This is a genomic window from Herpetosiphon geysericola (assembly GCF_001306135.1).
Classification (GTDB): domain Bacteria; phylum Chloroflexota; class Chloroflexia; order Chloroflexales; family Herpetosiphonaceae; genus Herpetosiphon; species Herpetosiphon geysericola.
In genome coordinates this window covers 389568-406398 of sequence record NZ_LGKP01000025.1, presented here as the reverse complement: position 1 = coordinate 406398, position 16831 = coordinate 389568, and the positions used below count along the sequence as shown (strand labels likewise).

The window sequence follows — 16831 nt, the reverse complement described above, 5'->3', positions numbered from 1 at the left end:
AGGCAGTAGCAAATACTGCCCTGGCCTGCTATATCAGAACATCATCACAGGCAATAACTCAATTATCGCCAAAACTTCAGGATTAGGCGTCGGAGACTACGTGAGGGGTTGGTGGAGACGTTGGGACTTGCACCCAAAGGACATCATGGCACGTTGGCTTTAACTGATGGACTGCCTATGCCGCCCCCATTACCTACGCATTGTAGCAGCGCTACCAATCCGCTGAATCAGACCTCAAGCGGGTTAGGTATCCAACCAAGGGCTGAGTTGGGTCGCCGAAATCACGCCATGGCGCAGAATGCTTGGCCGTTCACCACTCAAATCAACAATCGTTGAAGGCTGGTCGCCAGTTGCAACCCCACCATCAAGCACCAACGGCACTCGACCAGCTAATTGAGCAGCAACTCCTTGGGCCATGCTTGGCGTTGGTTGGCCATGCAGATTGGCGCTAGTTCCGGCAATTGGCGTGCCACATTGCCCAATCAGCTTGCGTAATTGCCCATGGTTCGGCACTCGCACTGCAATCGTAGCGTTACCAGCTGTCAGCACGCTAGGAAGATTGGCGAGGGCTGGCAAGACAAGCGTCAAGCCACCTGGCCACCAAGCCTCAGCCAAGCGCCACGCCAAATCGGGAATAGTGCGCGAAACCTTGGGCAGATCGCTAATCTCGGCCAACAAGACTGGCAAGGCCACCGTCGCTGGACGCGCTTTGGCCGCAAAAACTTGAGCAAGCGCCGCAGCATCCAAGGCCGAGCCACCAATTCCATAGACGGTATCCGTGGGGAAGCAGAGAATTTGGCCTTGCTGCAAGTGTTGTAATGCTAAAGCCAAACCTGCATCATCAAAATCAGCAATTTGCGTGATCATAAGGTTGTCGCGGTCAAAATCACAAACACAACTGCGCCAACAAGCCCCAATTCCCAGCCAATTCGCCGATTGAGCGTGCCAGCTTGGGCATGATGCAACAGATTCATCATCACATAAAACAGTGCAGTCAGCAGCGTGCCAACAATCAAAAATGGCGCAGGCCAGAAGCTAAGCATCGCCGCAGCTTCTGCAATCACCACCCCAACCACGGTCAAAGCCAGTGATAAAGGTCGCTGATGATCGTTGACGTTGCGCGCTAAAAGCCGATAGGCCAAGGGCACGCTGGCGCTAAATGCCAAAATTCCGGTGAAAATCATGCGATAGTGGGCATTGGCAATCGCGCTAAACATGCCAAAGGCCACTAAATAGGCCACCGCTTGTAGGCCAATTCGGGCTTTGTCGCGCACTTCAGGATCGCGATCCAGCACATAGTGTTGGGCAACCAACGTGCCAAGCAGCAAGCTGCCACAAACGATCAACACCAAAATAAAGGCTGTGCCTTGCAGGGTTTCTTGAAACAGCCGAAAGAAGGCAAACGAGCCAACCACAACCGCCGATGGCAAGACCCAAAACAAGGGCACAATTTCAATTTTGCTCAGTGGGCCTGGCAGGCGCAAGAGTTCGCGATGCTCCAACGCAGGGTGGGCTTTGGCCAATAAATCGGCCCCAGTACTAATGATAATCACCAGCAAAGCGATAATAAACCAAGCCACCGAAATCACTGGCAGGTCGTTGCTGATGCGGGCAACCAAGGGATAATCGGGGTTGGATTCGAGTAGAAAGACCACCATCAAGCCCAAAACCACCAAACTGATGAGTGGCAAGATGCGGTCAAAACGCGGTGTCAGTTTCATATGCTATCAAGATAGCCTAGCTCGGCTAGCCTATCGCTAGGATTATGCTTGGCATAATCTACTTGAATAATTCTACAATTCGGGCCTGAATGGCTGGTAAATCAGGCTGAATAATGTAAGCGCCATCGCTGGTGCTGGTTTCATAGCCATAGTTTAAATCAATCGATTCGCGCTGAATCGTGCTTGGCTCGAAATTCTGGAGCGCCAACACCAAGCGTAAAATCGTTGGTAAATCGATGCTCGTATATTCTAAGGTATTGTACAACGAGCTAACCAATTCGATGGTAGCCACACTATCATGAGTTTGAATCAGGTTTTGCAAACGGGCAAAAATTGCCAGCAGCACCTGTTGTTGGCGCTTGCCGCGCTCAAAATCGTTGTCTGCATGGCGGGTGCGACTATAAATCAAGGCAGTTGCGCCATCCATATGTTGCACGCCTGGCAAAAAGTGCGCTTCCATATAGCCATAATCAAAGGTTGGGTAGCGCGAATCGTAAATTTCCTTGGCAACATCAACCTCAATCCCGCCAATCAAATCGATCATCGTGATCATTTCTTCAAAGGTGGTAACAATCACTGCATCGATTGGCTGGCCAATTGTTGTGCTCAGCGTTTGACGAGCCAATTCAGCCCCAGCTTGGGCATCGTTGTTATCACCCTCGCCATACATATAGGCAGCATTTAATTTGACCGAGAAGCCATATTCTGGCGGCAAGGCCACCCAGAGATCGCGCGGCAAAGAAACCAAGGCGGCGCTTTGGCTGCTTGGATTAAGATGCAAGATTAATAAGGCATCAGCACGGGCTGGCTCGGTCTCACCAGGTCGGCGATCTAAACCCAAAATGGCAATCGTCATTTGTTCTAAAGGCTGCGGAGTGGCGGTTGGGCGGGGGGTGCTGCTTGGCTTGGGCGTTGCACTTGCTTGAATAGTAGCAGTTGCTTGCGGCAGCAGCGTTGCTGCAAGCGTGGCGCTTGGCTGAATCACGAGAACGCTGTTTGGCTCGCCCACTCCGCCAGCAGCGACTGATTGTGGGCTTGGGCTTGGCTCTGCTTGCACCCCAACGACTTGTGCAGGCGTGCTCCACCACCACCAACCGCCGCCCAAACCCAGCAGCAAAAGCATAGCAACCACTGCCAATGGCCAGCGCCGCGTGCCTGATTTGGCCTGAGCTATGTGAGCGCTTGGTATGGCAACAACTGGCTCAGCCAGCAGGCTCGTTAATAACTGCCGTTGCTCTTCAACTTTGAATACTTCGAGCAACGCAAAGCAATCGGCACAATTGGCGATGTGGAAACCGAGTTGAGCGCGTTCCGGCGGGCGTACCGCTGGACGAATTCCTGCCGCAAGTTGGCGGCGCACGTCTTGACATTCCATGCAAGGTCCTTGAGGATGCTTGTTCGTCGCTTGATTATAGGTTGCTCGCCCAGAAGATGCAAAAAACGTAGCCTACGTAGCAGCTACGTTTTTCAATCAAGCTGATTCAACAACGATTAATCAACGGCCACTGGCATAATAAAGGTGAAGGTTGTGCCTTGATTAACCGCGCTTTCGAGCCAAATTCGCCCACCCATGAGTTGAATCAACGGGCGAACCAATGAAAGTCCCAAGCCAGTGCCGCCAGCCTCAATCTTCAAGGGGTTTTCGGTGCGATAAAAACGCTCAAACACTTTTTCGTGCTCACTAGGATCGATGCCCACGCCGCTGTCCTTCACCGCCAAAGCAATGTAGCGCCGCCCAGCTGGCAAGCCTTCGCGCTGCTTGGTTGGAATATCGTTGATATTAATTTCGTAGGCGCGCACGCTAATTTTGCCGCCATTGGGTGTATATTTGATCGCGTTCGAAAGCACATTCGAGGCAACTTGGCGAATCCGCTCCATATCGCTCCAAATTGTTGGCAAGTTGGGCGCGAGGCTCAGCGAGAATTCTTGCTGGCGTTGGCTAATTTCGGCTCGGGCATTGCCAACCACGCTGCTCATCACATCGGCAATCATCAAACGCGCCAATTGCAATTCAACGCTGCCAGTTTCAATTTTGGTAATATCCAGCAAATCGTTGATGATGGCGATCATGCGCTCTGAGTTGTGGGCAATCGTGTTGAGAAATTCCTTTTGCGTCGGGTTAACTTCGCCCAGCGAACCCATGGCCAGCAATTGGGTATAGCCTTTGATTGAGGTCATCGGCGTGCGCAACTCGTGCGAAACCGTGCCAATAAACTCAGTTTTCAAGCGATCCGATTCGACTTCGCGAGTAATGTCGCGGCCAATCAAACAAGCTCCAAGCAACTCGCCGCGCTCTGTCATCACCGGAACCAAGGTCACGCTAATCGATTGGGTTCCACGTTTGATGATAATATCTTGGGTTTGGGCTGAATCGGGGTTGCTCAACACCATGCCCAGCGGATCGCCAGACAATTTGATCTGCAACGATTCAAGCAACTCATCGAAGCTCTGCGTCACCAACTCATCAAGTGGCCGATCAAGAATCGATTCGGCGGCAGCGTTGGCCAAAATAATATTGCGATCAAGATTGAACACAATTACCGCATCGTTAAGCGATTGCAAAATAGCGTTGTTCTGGCTCGAAACTTCTTCTTGATGGCGCAACATGGTCGAAAGCTTAATTGTGCGTTCTGCCAAATATTCATACAGTTGCGCGTTATAAATGGCAATGGCAATCTCGCCAGCAATCGCCTTGAGCAAGCGCATATGGCTTTGATTGAAAAAGTGCGGAGTTGGATGCGAGAGCATCAGCACGCCCACAATATCATCGCCAGCGATCAGCGGCATGCCAACCAGTGAGCCAGTATTTTTACCAACTTCTTGGCCAAAAGCATCAACTTGAACCCAACGATCATCATTGGTCACATCGTTAACCAAGGCTGGCTGGCGATGTTGGGCGATCCAGCCAACCAAGCCTTCGCCAATTTGGAAGCGCCGCGAGCCAAGCACATGCGAAATGCCAGCCAAGGTTGCGCGATCGACCAACAAGCCAGTTGCTGCATCGATCAGCATCACCGAGCCATGGTGTACGCCAGTCAAATTGGCCAGCGCCTGCAAAATCCGATTGAGCAGCACATCAATTTCGAGGGTCGAAATATCGCGGGCAATATCGGCAATCGCTTCGAGGCGGTCGCGTTCTTCGCTCAATTCGGCGGTACGCTCAGCAACCTTGCGTTCGAGGTCGGCGTTTAATTGCTGTACTGTGCTATACAAGCGAATATTTTGCAGCGTCACCACAACTTGGTTAGCGACAGTCCGCCAAAGATTCATCATCACATCGTCGATGCGTTCGATCAGGGTTGAGCCTTGAGCCACTAAACAGCCAAGTACATGCTTTTCTTGACGCAGCGGCACAAACAGCGCGCCTTGGCCAGCAATCATCCACGAGGTGCTAGCAGGCTCAATTACTGGTTGGAGTTGCACCATACCTTGGGCAGTCGCCAATTTGAGCGCCTCGGGCAAGTTTTGCGGATCAAGCGGCTGACCAGTTAACCCTGCCCAATCTTCGCCCCAAGCATGTTCGATCAGCCAGGTATCGTCATCGATGCGCAGCACAATCGCACAGCGTTCTACCGTGAACGCTGAAAGAATCCGCGGGCCAATATCTTCGAGAATTTCGCGATCGAGCGAGGCGCTCATAGCTTGCGAAAGCTCATAGAGTGTCGACATTTGCAAGGCAAAATAATCGGATTCAGAAGCCATTTGGGCCTGATGATCGAGCAAATATTCTGCTTGGGCCACCTGTTCGCGCAATTCAGCTTGCACCGTGGTGTTGTGGTGGTTAGTCAGCAAAATCGTACAGCGCTCAACCAATTGATCAAGCTCGTTTGACGATTGCCAGCGCGTAAGTTTGTGAGTTTGCAGCACATCGACAATTGCTGGACGCAATTGAAAACTCAGCTGAATCAAGGTGGTTAATTCAAACGCTTGCCAATCGATGCCCAACTCGACCAAGGCCACTTCGATGTCGGTTTGCTCTGTAGGTAACGTCAACAGCAACTCATATAAACGTCGCACATGCACCGAGGGAAATTGACTGCCATTGTTGGGCACAACGCTACTCAATCGTTGAACCCAACGTGCAATCACTTGCTCGGCATTATCAATCAGAAATTGACGCAATTGAGGCGTAGACGTTTTCTGCATAGCGCATCCTTGAGGCAAGATTACTGAGTTTGGGCAATTAAAATCGTTACATCATCGGTGGTTTTGCCATAGCGTTCCATCAAGCCAAGCGCCAATGATTCTGGGTTGTCAATTGCATGATGCAGCGCTGAATCGGTAATCATGCGGGTCGAAATCCCATCGCTATACAAAACAAAAATATCACCAATGTTAAAGGTATAGGTCATTTCCAATAAGCTAGGTAATTGATTATGCCCGAGGATGCCATTTTTGGAAATAGGCTTAATCACCCGATCGCTAATGACATGGATACCAATATTACCTACGCCAATATAGCTAGCCCGCAGGTGATCGAATTCGAGGCGCAATAGGCCGATGACTGCGCCGCGCGTGCCGTGTAACGCTTTATGACAACGCTCGATCAATTCTTTGAGTGGGCGAGTTGAATGTTGATGCAATTCTTCTAAGGCTAATTTGGTTGGCTTCGCTGCTTCAGCGCCCCCACCAAGACCATCGATCACCGCAATTAAAATGCTATTTTGGTTTTCGATTACCGCATAGCCATCGCCAGAGACCGATTGACCATATTTGCTGCGCGTTTGGGCGCTCCAATTTAATCTCATTTTAGTCCTCCGCGTTCGCGCCGACGAGGAAGCCATCGTCGTGCTCGAACGACCGTACCAACACCCACTTGGGATTCAATTTCGAATTCGTCCATCAACCGTTTAACCCCAGGCAATCCCGTGCCAAGGGTTTGCTTGGTGCTATAGCCATCACGTAAGGCAAGGTCTGTATCTGCGATGCCGGGTCCATTGTCGCTTGCCTCGATTTCAATACCACGTTGCTCGTTGGCTTCGATTTCGCGAACTGTTAGGCTTCCGCGCTCGGCGTGCGCCAAAATATTCCGAGTCAATTCAAGAATCGCAATTTCAATTCGCGTCCGATCAACATCGTCAAAGCCTAAGGCGCGCGATAATTCGCGTCCACGGCTGACAGCGATGTAGACATCAACCTCACGAGCAATCGTCTGGGTCTGAGGTTCACGACTCATTATAGCGTTTCCGTTTTGGCTGCGATAGTGATGAAGATGACAACTAGCTTTCGTTTGCCAACCATAATTTCATACCACGCTTGGCAAACTATGGTTGGCAGTATAGCACAGTTACTAGCGATCTACTAGCACTACTCGCGCCTGATTGGTTTGCTCAACAACCCGACCAACCAGTTGGGCATCGCTGATGGTTGCCAGCGCTTGCTCAGCCTGTTCGGCGGCAATAAACAGAATCATGCCCAAGCCCATGTTGAGCACATGATGGGCTTCGTGCTCATCCAACGCTGCTTGCTCGACAATTAATTGAAAGATCGCTGGCACATGCCACGAGCCACGCACCAATTCAACCGTCACATTGGCAGGCAAGACGCGGGGAATGTTATCCCAAATGCCACCACCAGTGATATGCGCCAAGCCATGAATTGCAACCCCAGCCTGGCGTAAGGCCTGAACTTCGTGCAAATAGGCTCGATGCGGAGCCAACAAGGCCTCGCCAACGCTTTGCCCAGCCAAGATTGCTGGTTGGCTGGCATAACCCAATGGAGCACACACTTTGCGCGCCAACGAATAGCCATTGGTGTGTAAACCAGTCGAAGGCAACGCAATCGCCACATCGCCAGGCTTGATTGCACTACCATCGAGCATATTGGCCCGATCCACCACGCCAACAATAGTGCCTGCTACATCAAAGGCCCCATCGTGGTAAACTCCTGGCATTTCGGCAGTTTCGCCGCCAAGCAAGGCAATGCCTGCCTCGCGACAAGCGCCAGCCAGCCCTTCAACCGCCGCCACAATCATGGCTGGTTCAAGTTTTGAGGCGGCAATATAATCGAGAAAAAAGAGTGGCGTTGCGCCTTGGCACAAAATATCATTAATACAATGGTTGACTAAATCGGCACCAATCGTGCGTACATCGCCAACGGCGGCGGCAACCGCTGTTTTGGTGCCAACGCCATCGGTCGAGGCCACCAACACCGGTTGGGCATGCTTGGTATTAACCTCAGCAAGGTCAAAACAGCCGCCAAACGCGCCTAAACCGGCCAACACTGCTGGGGTATGGGTGGCCTTCACTGCGGCTCCCATCTGTTGGATCGCATCCATCTTGGTTGCAATGTCAACGCCAGCATCCTTATAGGTGGTCATGGTTGTCTACTCCAGTTCCGTATTGATTGGTTGTTGGCTTATTATAGAACATAGAGCATAGAACATAGAAAATCAGAAGGCAGAAGGCAGAAGGCAAAATGAGAGTTAGGGATTAGGAATCAGGATTCAGGGGTCAGGGATCAGCAACTACATCCTACGAATCTGTGCCAATCTGTGGCTAAAATACTGACCCTTCGTGCAATTCGTGGCTAAAAATGGTCTGTTTTTTAACGCAGAGGCGCAGAGAAAGCATGGCTATGGGCTTTTGGGAAAGCATACTCTGCGCCAAGCTGGGCAATCTATGACGAAGAAAACTCAACCTTCGCGATCTTCGCGCCCTGCGCGGTTTCGTCCTTCGTGTGCTTCATGGCCTTCGTGGATCGAAACACTCCGCTAGCCTTACAAAATTGTTTGGAACCAGCGCAGCCAATTTTGGCCCATGAGGTTGGCAATATCGGTTTCTTGCCAGCCATGTGCCGCCAAGGCTTGGCCAATTTTGGGCAAATCGCTCCAGCGATCGATTTCTGCTGGAATCATTTCCACCCCAAAGCCACCGTCGAGGTCGGAGCCAAGCGCGACGTGGCGACTATTGCCTGCAAGCTGGCAGATATGCTCAATCTGCGCTACCACATGTGCCAAATTAACGTGGTTTTTGCTACCATCCCAATCGGCCTGCAGCATGCGGTTATACAGCGCAATCCCAATTACGCCATCACGCTCGATAATTGCCTTGATCATGGCATCACTTAGGTAGCGATCTTGGTGCTCGGCTGCGGCCAACAAGCTGCGACAATTGGAGTGCGAGGCAGCAATTGGCCCATTAAAATGCTCAATTGCTTGCCAAAAACTTTCCTCGGCCAGATGACTAGCATCGAGCGCAACCCCAAGCTCTTGCATTAAACCAAGCAGTTCAAATCCAGCAGCCGTAAAGGGGCCAGGCTGGCCCGTGCCGCCAGCATAGCGGGTTGCTTGCCAGGCAGGCCCAAGCCAACGCAAGCCAGCAGCGTGCCACTCGATCAGCTCAGCAGGCGTGCGCAAACCGTCGGCGCCTTCCATCAACAAGACCAAGCCAGGCAGTGCGCCAGCTTGGACAGCCTGAAGCGCTTGTTGGTTATCGATAAAATGTAAATGGCCAGCTGCACACTGCTGCTTATACCAATTCAGTTGCTCCCACGCTTGATCATGAGCTTCGTCGGGGGTTGCATACGCCACGCCGTCAAGCGTGGTTTGGGCATCGGCGGGCAAAATAAAAATCGTGCCACACACAATGCTTGGCTGGTGCAAACCAATTTCAGGCAAGGTCGTGGTAAGCGTGCCAGCTTCGGCAATCCATTCGGGCGTATGTTCGGCAACGCGTTGGCGGCCAGCATCGACCGTTTGGGTCAAATCGCGGCCAAGGTTAATCGCGTTATAGGCCAAATCGAGGTGTGCATCAACGAGAATCATGAAACCTCATTCTAGCGAGCTAAGGCCCGTTTCTATTTCGGTGCGATGCAGGCGAATATGCAGTGAAATTCTATTTAATAGTTCATCAAGCGTCATGTGCTGCTTTTTGACAAACTCAACGGGCAAGGCCAAATCGGCTAGTTGCAAGCTAGCGCAATAATCGGCCAATTGCACCCCAGTTTTATCCCAATGCTGGCGAATTTCGGCAAAGCTCTTGCCACGCCAAGCCTCAACTTGCTCAATATTCATGCGATCAACATCAAAATCGGGGGCAAAAATGGGAGTTGTATCGCCTGTTTGGGCTTGCTGTTGTTGTTTTTGGCCCAAACGCAAAAGTTGGCGCGAGGTTATGGCAATATGGGCCACAATGTCCCATGTGCTCCAGCCATCATTGCGAATCGGCTTATATAAATCGGCCTCGGTATGCTCGCCAACCAGCGTCCAAACCCGCTCGGTTTCTTTGGCATAATACTCAGCAGCTTTACTCGTCATCGCCATTTCTCCTTTACACAGATTGATCTATCATAGCATATTCTGTTTTGCAGGAGCCATTGATGAGCACTGAACGATTGTATTGGCACGATGCCTATTTGCGCGAATGGTCAGCCCAGATTGTTGCTCGCGAGCAGCAACGAATTGCGCTTGATCGCAGCGCGTTTTATCCAGAAAGTGGCGGCCAGCCCGCCGACAATGGCTGGATTAACGGGGTGGCGGTGGTCGATGTGCAGCTTGATGAACATGATGTGGTTTGGCACACACTCGCTGAGCCAATCGAAGCAACGAATGTGGAATGTAGCTTGGATTGGCAACGGCGATTTGACCATATGCAGCAGCATCACGGCCAGCATTTGCTCTCAGCGGCCTTTGATCAGCTGTTCAATTGGCGCACGGTGGGCTTTCATCTCAGCACCGAGTATGTGACGATTGATTTGACAACCAGCGCCGCCAGCCCTGCGCAACTTGCCGAGGCCGAAGATTTGGCCAACCAGATCATCTGGCAAAATTTGCCGATTTTGGCCCGTTTTGTCAGCGCCGAGGAGCTAGCTAGCATCGCCTTGCGCAAAGCTCCCACAGTTACAGGCGCAATTCGGGTGGTTTCGGCGGGCGATTTTGATCATTCAGCATGTGGCGGAACCCATCCCAATGCTACTGGTGCAGTTGGTCAGATTCATATTCGGCGCAGCGAAAAACGCGGCGATAGCCTACGGATTGAATTTGTCTGTGGTGGGCGCGCATTGCACGATTTGCGTTGGAAGAATGCCATGCTTGGCCAAATTGCTGCAAGTTTTAGTGTTGCCCCTAACCAAGCAGAGCAAGCGGTGCAGCGGTTGCGCGAGCAAGAGCAACAGTTGCGCAAACAGTTTCAGCATGCCGAGCAACAATTGCTCGAATTTGAGGCCAAAGCACTGGTAGAGCAAGCCCAAACGATTGGCCAACTAAAAGTAGTTGCCCAAATTTGGCAGCGCGAGCCACAAAGCGTGCGCCAACTGGCGAATTTGGTAGCGCAAGCTGGCGGGGTTGCCCTGTTTGGCGTGGCTACCAGCAAACCTCAATTGATTTTTGCTGGCCAAGGCCTTGATTGCGGCGCAATCTTACGTCAAGTGGTTGGCGCATTTGGCGGCAAAGGTGGTGGCAGCGCGCAACAAGCCCAAGGTGGTATTGCTGAGGCCAACGATTTAGCCGCAGCGCTCGATTTGGCGCTGAGCACATTAAGCTAAGGCTTGCTGCATGAGCCACAAATAGGCTTCGTTTAATGAATAATTACGGGCTGGTTGCAGCGGATAGTGGGCCAAGCGTGGGCCAATCACGCGATACCAATATCGCCCACTCGCAGCGACAGCAAATTGTGGCTCATGCAATGGTTGCTCGATTTCAAGATCCTAAATTCGATTACTGCTGACAAAAAAAGATTCGCCAGCAGATCAGCCGCATTTGGCGCAATCTGGGCATAATCCTCCTTTGCAACATAATTCTTTCACTTAGCTCATCAAGATCATACTAAATACACTAAAAATTGTGCGCACAATTAATTAACAAATTCAGAGATTATTTTCAATGATCTTATTTCATTAATCACACATAAGCTTCAATAATTTAAAACTTGATCATTTATAGGCTGATTTATATTGCAGGATTATTTCGTTATTGAAGTTGTTGAGTGTGACAGGAATGTTGTGGCAACCAGCAAGCAGTGCTTAACCCTCACTTTTGCTTGGAGTAACAATCAGCTAGATTATACTGCGAGGGTTGCTGGTATCAAATTGATGTTAGCTATTAACCTCAAAAGCCCCACCGCTGGCTAGAGCAGTGGGGCTTCAAGTGGTTTAGCTGCGAATTTGCACACCTAGTTCACGTTCAAGCTGTTTGAGCAGCTTCTCACGAGTTTTGAGCAAATCTTTATCGGCCAAGGTGCGGTCGGGCGCGCGGAAGCGTAGGCGGAAGGCCAAACTGCGCTGACCAGCAGGAATTGGCGAGCCTGTGTAGACATCGAACAAGCGCACATCTTCCAAGAATTCGCCACCATATTGCTTGATGGTTTTGGCAATCAGGTCGGCGGCTAGCTCGTCGTTGGCAACCAAGGCCAAATCCTGCACCGTGGCAGGGAAGCGCGAGATGCTGGCATACTTGGTTTGGCTGCTGACCTTGAGCAGTTGATCAACGCTTAATTCGGCAACACAAACCCGTTGCACGCTGAAGCCAAAGCGGTCGCGCACTAATGGATGTAATTCGCCAAACACGCCAATTTCAACCTCATCGACGACGATCTTGGCGCTGCGGCCTGGGTGCAAACGCTCATCGCTCGCCACTTGGAAGCTGGCTCGTTCGCGCAAGCCATGGCGACGCAACACTTCTTCAATCACGCCCTTGAGATCGAAGAAATCGAAGCCCTCTGGCTCGGGCTGGCTCCAGGTGCTGGTTTGACGTGTGCCCGCCAAAATCAGTGCTACGTTGCGTGGTTCATCGGGCAGCAGTTGGCCAACAACTGGCTCGAAGACAGCACCAATTTCAAACAAGGCTACCCGTTCGCGTTCGCGCAAATCGCCAACCACAATGTTCAGCAATTCGGGCAAAATCGAACGCCGCATCACCGAGCGATCAGGCGTTAATGGGTTTTCCAAACGCACAAATTGGGCAGCAGTTGCACCATTTTCGCTCACATAGATTGAGTTTTGCAGCGTTTCGTTGCTGAGCGAATAGCTAATTGCTTCATCTAAGCCCGCAGCCACCAACATATCGCGTAAACGTTCGGTGGCTTCGAACAATGGATTGGCGCGCTGGGTTGGCAAGGTATCAGCCATCAAAGCTTCAGGAATTTCATCGTAGCCATACATACGGGCCACATCTTCGAGCAAATCGGCTTCGATTTCAACGTCGGTGCGATGGGCTGGCACCAGCACATGCAAGGCTGGGCCACGGCTCGATTCGACCACGGCGCATTCATAGCCCAAGCGGCTCAGCAACGTGGCTACTTCGGTTAGCGCAAGCTCAATGCCCAAAATGCGTTTGACTTCGCCCAAGGCTAGCTCAATTTCGCGGCGGCTGAACGGCTCAGGACAAACATCAACCAAGCCATTGGCAATCGTGCCGCCAGCAATTTGCTGAATTAAGTTCAAACCGCGAATCGCTGTCCGTGGTGGCAGCGTTGGGTCAACGCCTTTTTCGAAGCGCTTTGAGGCTTCGGAGAAGAGTTTGAAATGTTGGGCGGTGCGTCGAATCGCAATTGGATTCCACAAGGCCGCTTCATACAACACATTAATCGTGCTATCGCTAATTTCCGAGGCTGCGCCACCCATCACCCCAGCCAAGCTCGAAGGGCCGTTGGGGTCGGCCACAACTGTATCGATTGGCCGTAATTCGCGCACAACATGATCGAGGGTTTCGAGCTTTTCGCCAGTAGCAGCCGGACGAATAATCAAGCGGCCTTGGGCAACTTGGTCGGCATCGAAGGCATGGCTTGGTTCGCCAAGTTCCAACATCACATAGTTGGTAATGTCGGCAATGTTGTTGATTGGGCGTTGACCAGCTAAGCGCAAGCGGCGCTGCATCCACCACGGCGAGGGGGCGATGGTAACACCTTCGATCAAGCCAGCAACAAAGCGTGGGCAAATGCTCGAATCGACAATCTCGACCTGAATTTTGTCGGCGATTGCTGGGCCGTTGGTTGGCAAATCGAAGCTGGGCATGCGCAATTCGGCCCCAGAGAAGGCCGCAACTTCGCGGGCCACCCCCAGAATGCTCAAGGTGTGAGCATAATTTGGCGTGGTTTCAATTTCCAACACTGCATCGCCCCAGTAATCGGCCAAGGGCGTGCCAACAGGCGCATCATCGGGCAAGAAGATAATGCCTTCGTGTTCGTCGGAGAGCGCCAATTCCATCTCCGAGCAAACCATGCCTTCGGAAGGCACGCCGCGCAGTTTGGTTGGCTTGAGCGTCAACCATTGGCGGGTTTCGCTATGGCCATCGAGCAAGCGCGCGCCTTTGGTGGCGAGCACCACTTTTTGGCCGCTCATGCCAAACTCAATATTGGGCGCTCCAGTAACCACGGTCAATTCGCGGCCTTCGCCATAGGCAATTTTGGGCAACTTCAGGCGTTCAGCGTTGGGGTGCGGCTGCACATCAACAATCTGGCCCACAAAAATTGTCTCGCGATCCCACGGAATATAATCTGGTGGGGTGGCGCTGCTCAAATCTGGGGCCCAAGCCGAGCCATTTGGCGCTTGCAGCCCAACATAATCAATGCTGGCAACTTCCAAGCCCGCCCGCGTGAGCCGCTCGGCCAATTCTTCAGGACTCATCGTTATATCAACAAATTCGCGTAACCACGAAAGCGGTACTCGCATGCCGTTTTACCTCATCGTATCTAGTAGTTTCAGCCAATCAGCATTATAAAGGCAAAAGTCAGAAGGCAAAAGGCAAAGAGCAGAAATCAGATGGCAAAAATCAAAAAGGCTTTACTTGACACTACCGAGTCGCAACAAAACGATGGATGAAATACAATAGTTTAAGGTCTAATCAAGTGCTTGAGGTCACGATGCTCAGCTCATCATAGATATTCCTCGTATTTATTTGAAATAGATTCGATTTATTTTGCCTTCTGACTTTTGCCTTTTGATTTTCATCATGACGCACTGTGTCTAAAAATAAAGCTATCTGACGGCATGCAATGCGATATGCTATAATAGCCAATGGTATAAAAGGCCCTGTCAACGACGACAATAATCACCTTAATTCCTTATTTAAAAGACGTTCTATCCGTGTTGATAGAACGGCCATGGTATGGCTTTTCTTCTTCTGCAACCCTCGATAAAGGAGCCTTGATGGAAAAGCAAGATTTACTTGCCGATTACCGCACGATGGTGCTGATTCGCTCGTTTGAAGAACATTGCCAGCAGCAGTACACCCGTGCTCGGATCGGTGGCTTCTTGCACTTATATGTTGGGCAAGAAGCAGTCGCGGTTGGTGCGATTGGTGCCTTGAAAGCACAAGACCACTTAGTAACTCACTATCGCGACCATGGTCACGCCCTTGCTCGTGGCCTCGAACCAAAACCTTTGATGGCTGAATTGTTTGGCCGCAGCACTGGCACCGGTAAAGGCAAAGGCGGCTCAATGCACTTTGCTGATAAAAATAAAAATTTCTGGGGCGGTTACGCCATCGTTGGTGCGCACTTGCTGTTGGCCATGGGCATTGCCTACTCGATCAAATACAAGCGTGAAGTACTTGGCGAAGCCGATCAAGATGGCGTCGTCATGTGTTTCTTTGGCGATGGCGCAACCAATGGCGGCGAGTTCTACGAAGCCGTCAGCATGGCAGCGCTCTACAAATTGCCAATCGTTTTCCTGTGCGAAAACAACGAATTTGCCATGGGTACGCCGCTGAGCGTGCACACCTCGGTCACCGAAATTCACAAAAAAGCTTCGCCATTTATGCCAGGCGAGCGGGTCAATGGCAACGACGTTGAAGAAATGCGTGCTCGCGCCCTTCACGCTGTCAACCATGCTCGCACCGAAGGCCCCTATTTCCTTGAAGCGATGACCTACCGTCTGCGTGGTCACTCAGCTGCCGACCCCCAAATGTATCGTACTCGCGACGACATTAACGCTCGGCGCTCAGGTGACCCAATTGCTTTGCTCAAGCAAAAACTGATCGATCAAAACTTGTTGACTGAAAAACAAGCCAAACAAATCGATAAAGAAGTTGAAAAGGAAATGGATGCAGTGGTGCAATTTGCCGAAGAAAGCCCTGCCCCAGACCTGAGCGAAGCATGGACCGAAATCTACTCGAAGCCGCTCTAAGGAGATATCAATGCCCGTTATAACCTATTCGGAAGCCTTGCGCCAAGCCTTGCGCGAAGCAATGACCAACGATCCACGGGTGTTTATCATTGGTGAAGATGTTGTTCACTACGATAGCGCTTACGGTGTGACCAAAGGGTTTTTAAAAGAGTTTGGCCCCGAACGCATCAAAGATATGCCCATTGCTGAAGCTGGTTACGCTGGCTTAGGCATCGGCGCAGCCATGAACGGCTTACGCCCAGTCGTCGAAATGATGACCACCAACTTTGCAATTTTGGCGCTGGATATGATTATCAACCACGCTGCCAAATTGCACTATATGTTCGGTGGCCAGTTTACCTGCCCAATTGTCTTCCGCATGCCCAACGGCTACGGTCAATTGAGCGCCACCCACTCGCAAGCCTTCGATAACTACTACGCCTACATGCCCGGCTTGAAAGTGGTTGTGCCCGGCACACCATACGATGCCAAAGGCTTGATGAAGGCCGCCATCGAAGATCCCGATCCCGTGATTTTCATCGAACACACTGGGATTTACAACATCAAGGGCGAAGTGCCAGAGGAAAGCTACACGGTTCCGATTGGTAAATCAAACTTGTTGCGCGATGGCAAAGATGTGACGATCGTGGGCTATGGCCGCATGATTCCTTATTGCCAACAAGCAGTTGAAACCTTGGCCAGCGAAGGCATCGACGCAGCCTTGGTCGACTTGCGCACCATTCGCCCGCTCGATATGGAGCCAGTCTTGGAAAGTTTCCGCAAAACCAACCGCGCTGTGATTGCCACCGAAGAGTGGACATCAGTTGGCGTTGGCTCGGAAATTGCCGCTCGCTTGTATACCGAAGGCTTTGATCACTTGGACGCTCCAATTTGGCGCGTAGGCTTTGACGAAGTGCCAATGCCGTATGCCAAAAACTTGGAAGCCCACGTGGTGCCAAACGCCGATTCAGTCATTCAAGCAGTCAAGAATGTGCTGGCAGGCAAGACCCAAAAGATTCGGCAGCAGTAGTTTGAGGTTAGGTGGCTCGGCAGGCAGCTAAAGAAAACGG

General features: G+C 51.4%; 14 protein-coding genes. 3 read left to right on the top strand and 11 right to left on the bottom strand.

What is annotated here, in order from left to right; translation table 11 throughout:
- Positions 1-243: 243 nt before the first annotated feature.
- From SE18_RS17410 to SE18_RS17370, 9 genes are all read right to left on the bottom strand, one after another.
- Entirely contained in the window at positions 244-867 is a 624-nt protein-coding gene (locus tag SE18_RS17410; RefSeq protein WP_054535733.1) for an L-threonylcarbamoyladenylate synthase, read from the bottom strand.
- Positions 864-1721 (bottom strand): DUF5656 family protein, encoded by an 858-nt coding sequence (locus SE18_RS17405; protein WP_054535732.1) that lies wholly within the window; start codon positions 1719-1721, stop codon positions 864-866. The genes SE18_RS17410 and SE18_RS17405 overlap by 4 nt, the downstream gene beginning before the upstream one ends.
- Before the next feature lie 58 nt (positions 1722-1779).
- Positions 1780-3096 (bottom strand): LCP family glycopolymer transferase, encoded by a 1317-nt coding sequence (locus tag SE18_RS17400; RefSeq protein WP_054535731.1) that lies wholly within the window; start codon positions 3094-3096, stop codon positions 1780-1782.
- A 116-nt stretch (positions 3097-3212) separates the two neighbouring features.
- Positions 3213-5867, bottom strand: coding sequence for a GAF domain-containing protein (locus SE18_RS17395; protein ID WP_054535730.1), 2655 nt, complete (start codon positions 5865-5867; stop codon positions 3213-3215).
- A 20-nt stretch (positions 5868-5887) separates the two neighbouring features.
- Positions 5888-6469 (bottom strand): SpoIIE family protein phosphatase, encoded by a 582-nt coding sequence (locus SE18_RS17390; protein WP_054535729.1) that lies wholly within the window; start codon positions 6467-6469, stop codon positions 5888-5890.
- Positions 6466-6897: an anti-sigma regulatory factor gene (locus SE18_RS17385; protein WP_054535728.1), complete on the bottom strand. Its 432-nt coding sequence runs from the start codon at positions 6895-6897 to the stop codon at positions 6466-6468. Before SE18_RS17385 ends, SE18_RS17390 begins: the two co-directional genes overlap by 4 nt.
- Positions 6898-7011: 114 nt before the next feature.
- Positions 7012-8040 carry a phosphoribosylformylglycinamidine cyclo-ligase gene (gene purM, locus SE18_RS17380; protein ID WP_054535727.1) on the bottom strand — a complete coding sequence of 343 codons (1029 nt, stop codon included), beginning with the start codon at positions 8038-8040 and terminating at the stop codon, positions 7012-7014.
- A gap of 399 nt (positions 8041-8439) precedes the next feature.
- Positions 8440-9486, bottom strand: a complete 1047-nt coding sequence (locus tag SE18_RS17375; RefSeq protein WP_054535726.1) for a dipeptidase — start codon at positions 9484-9486, stop codon at positions 8440-8442.
- 6 nt (positions 9487-9492) lie between these two features.
- Positions 9493-9978: a DinB family protein gene (locus SE18_RS17370; protein ID WP_054535725.1), complete on the bottom strand. Its 486-nt coding sequence runs from the start codon at positions 9976-9978 to the stop codon at positions 9493-9495.
- Positions 9979-10040: 62 nt separating this feature from the next.
- Here SE18_RS17370 and SE18_RS17365 point away from each other — a divergent pair, with 62 nt between their 5' ends.
- On the top strand, positions 10041-11204 hold the full coding sequence (locus SE18_RS17365; protein WP_054535724.1) for an alanyl-tRNA editing protein: 1164 nt from the start codon (positions 10041-10043) through the stop codon (positions 11202-11204).
- Here SE18_RS17365 and SE18_RS27565 read toward each other — a convergent pair.
- Positions 11196-11345: a hypothetical protein gene (locus tag SE18_RS27565; protein WP_160319523.1), complete on the bottom strand. Its 150-nt coding sequence runs from the start codon at positions 11343-11345 to the stop codon at positions 11196-11198. The two genes, SE18_RS17365 and SE18_RS27565, sit on opposite strands and share 9 nt — an antisense overlap.
- Before the next feature lie 465 nt (positions 11346-11810).
- Positions 11811-14327, bottom strand: a complete 2517-nt coding sequence (gene pheT, locus SE18_RS17360) for a phenylalanine--tRNA ligase subunit beta (RefSeq protein WP_054535723.1) — start codon at positions 14325-14327, stop codon at positions 11811-11813.
- 477 nt (positions 14328-14804) lie between these two features.
- On the opposite strand from pheT, the gene pdhA reads away from it, so the two are divergent.
- Positions 14805-15782 carry a pyruvate dehydrogenase (acetyl-transferring) E1 component subunit alpha gene (gene pdhA, locus SE18_RS17355; RefSeq protein WP_054535722.1) on the top strand — a complete coding sequence of 326 codons (978 nt, stop codon included), beginning with the start codon at positions 14805-14807 and terminating at the stop codon, positions 15780-15782.
- Positions 15783-15792: 10 nt separating this feature from the next.
- A complete protein-coding gene (locus tag SE18_RS17350; RefSeq protein ID WP_054535721.1) occupies positions 15793-16791 on the top strand; it encodes an alpha-ketoacid dehydrogenase subunit beta in 999 nt (332 codons plus the stop codon).
- Positions 16792-16831 lie beyond the last annotated feature (40 nt).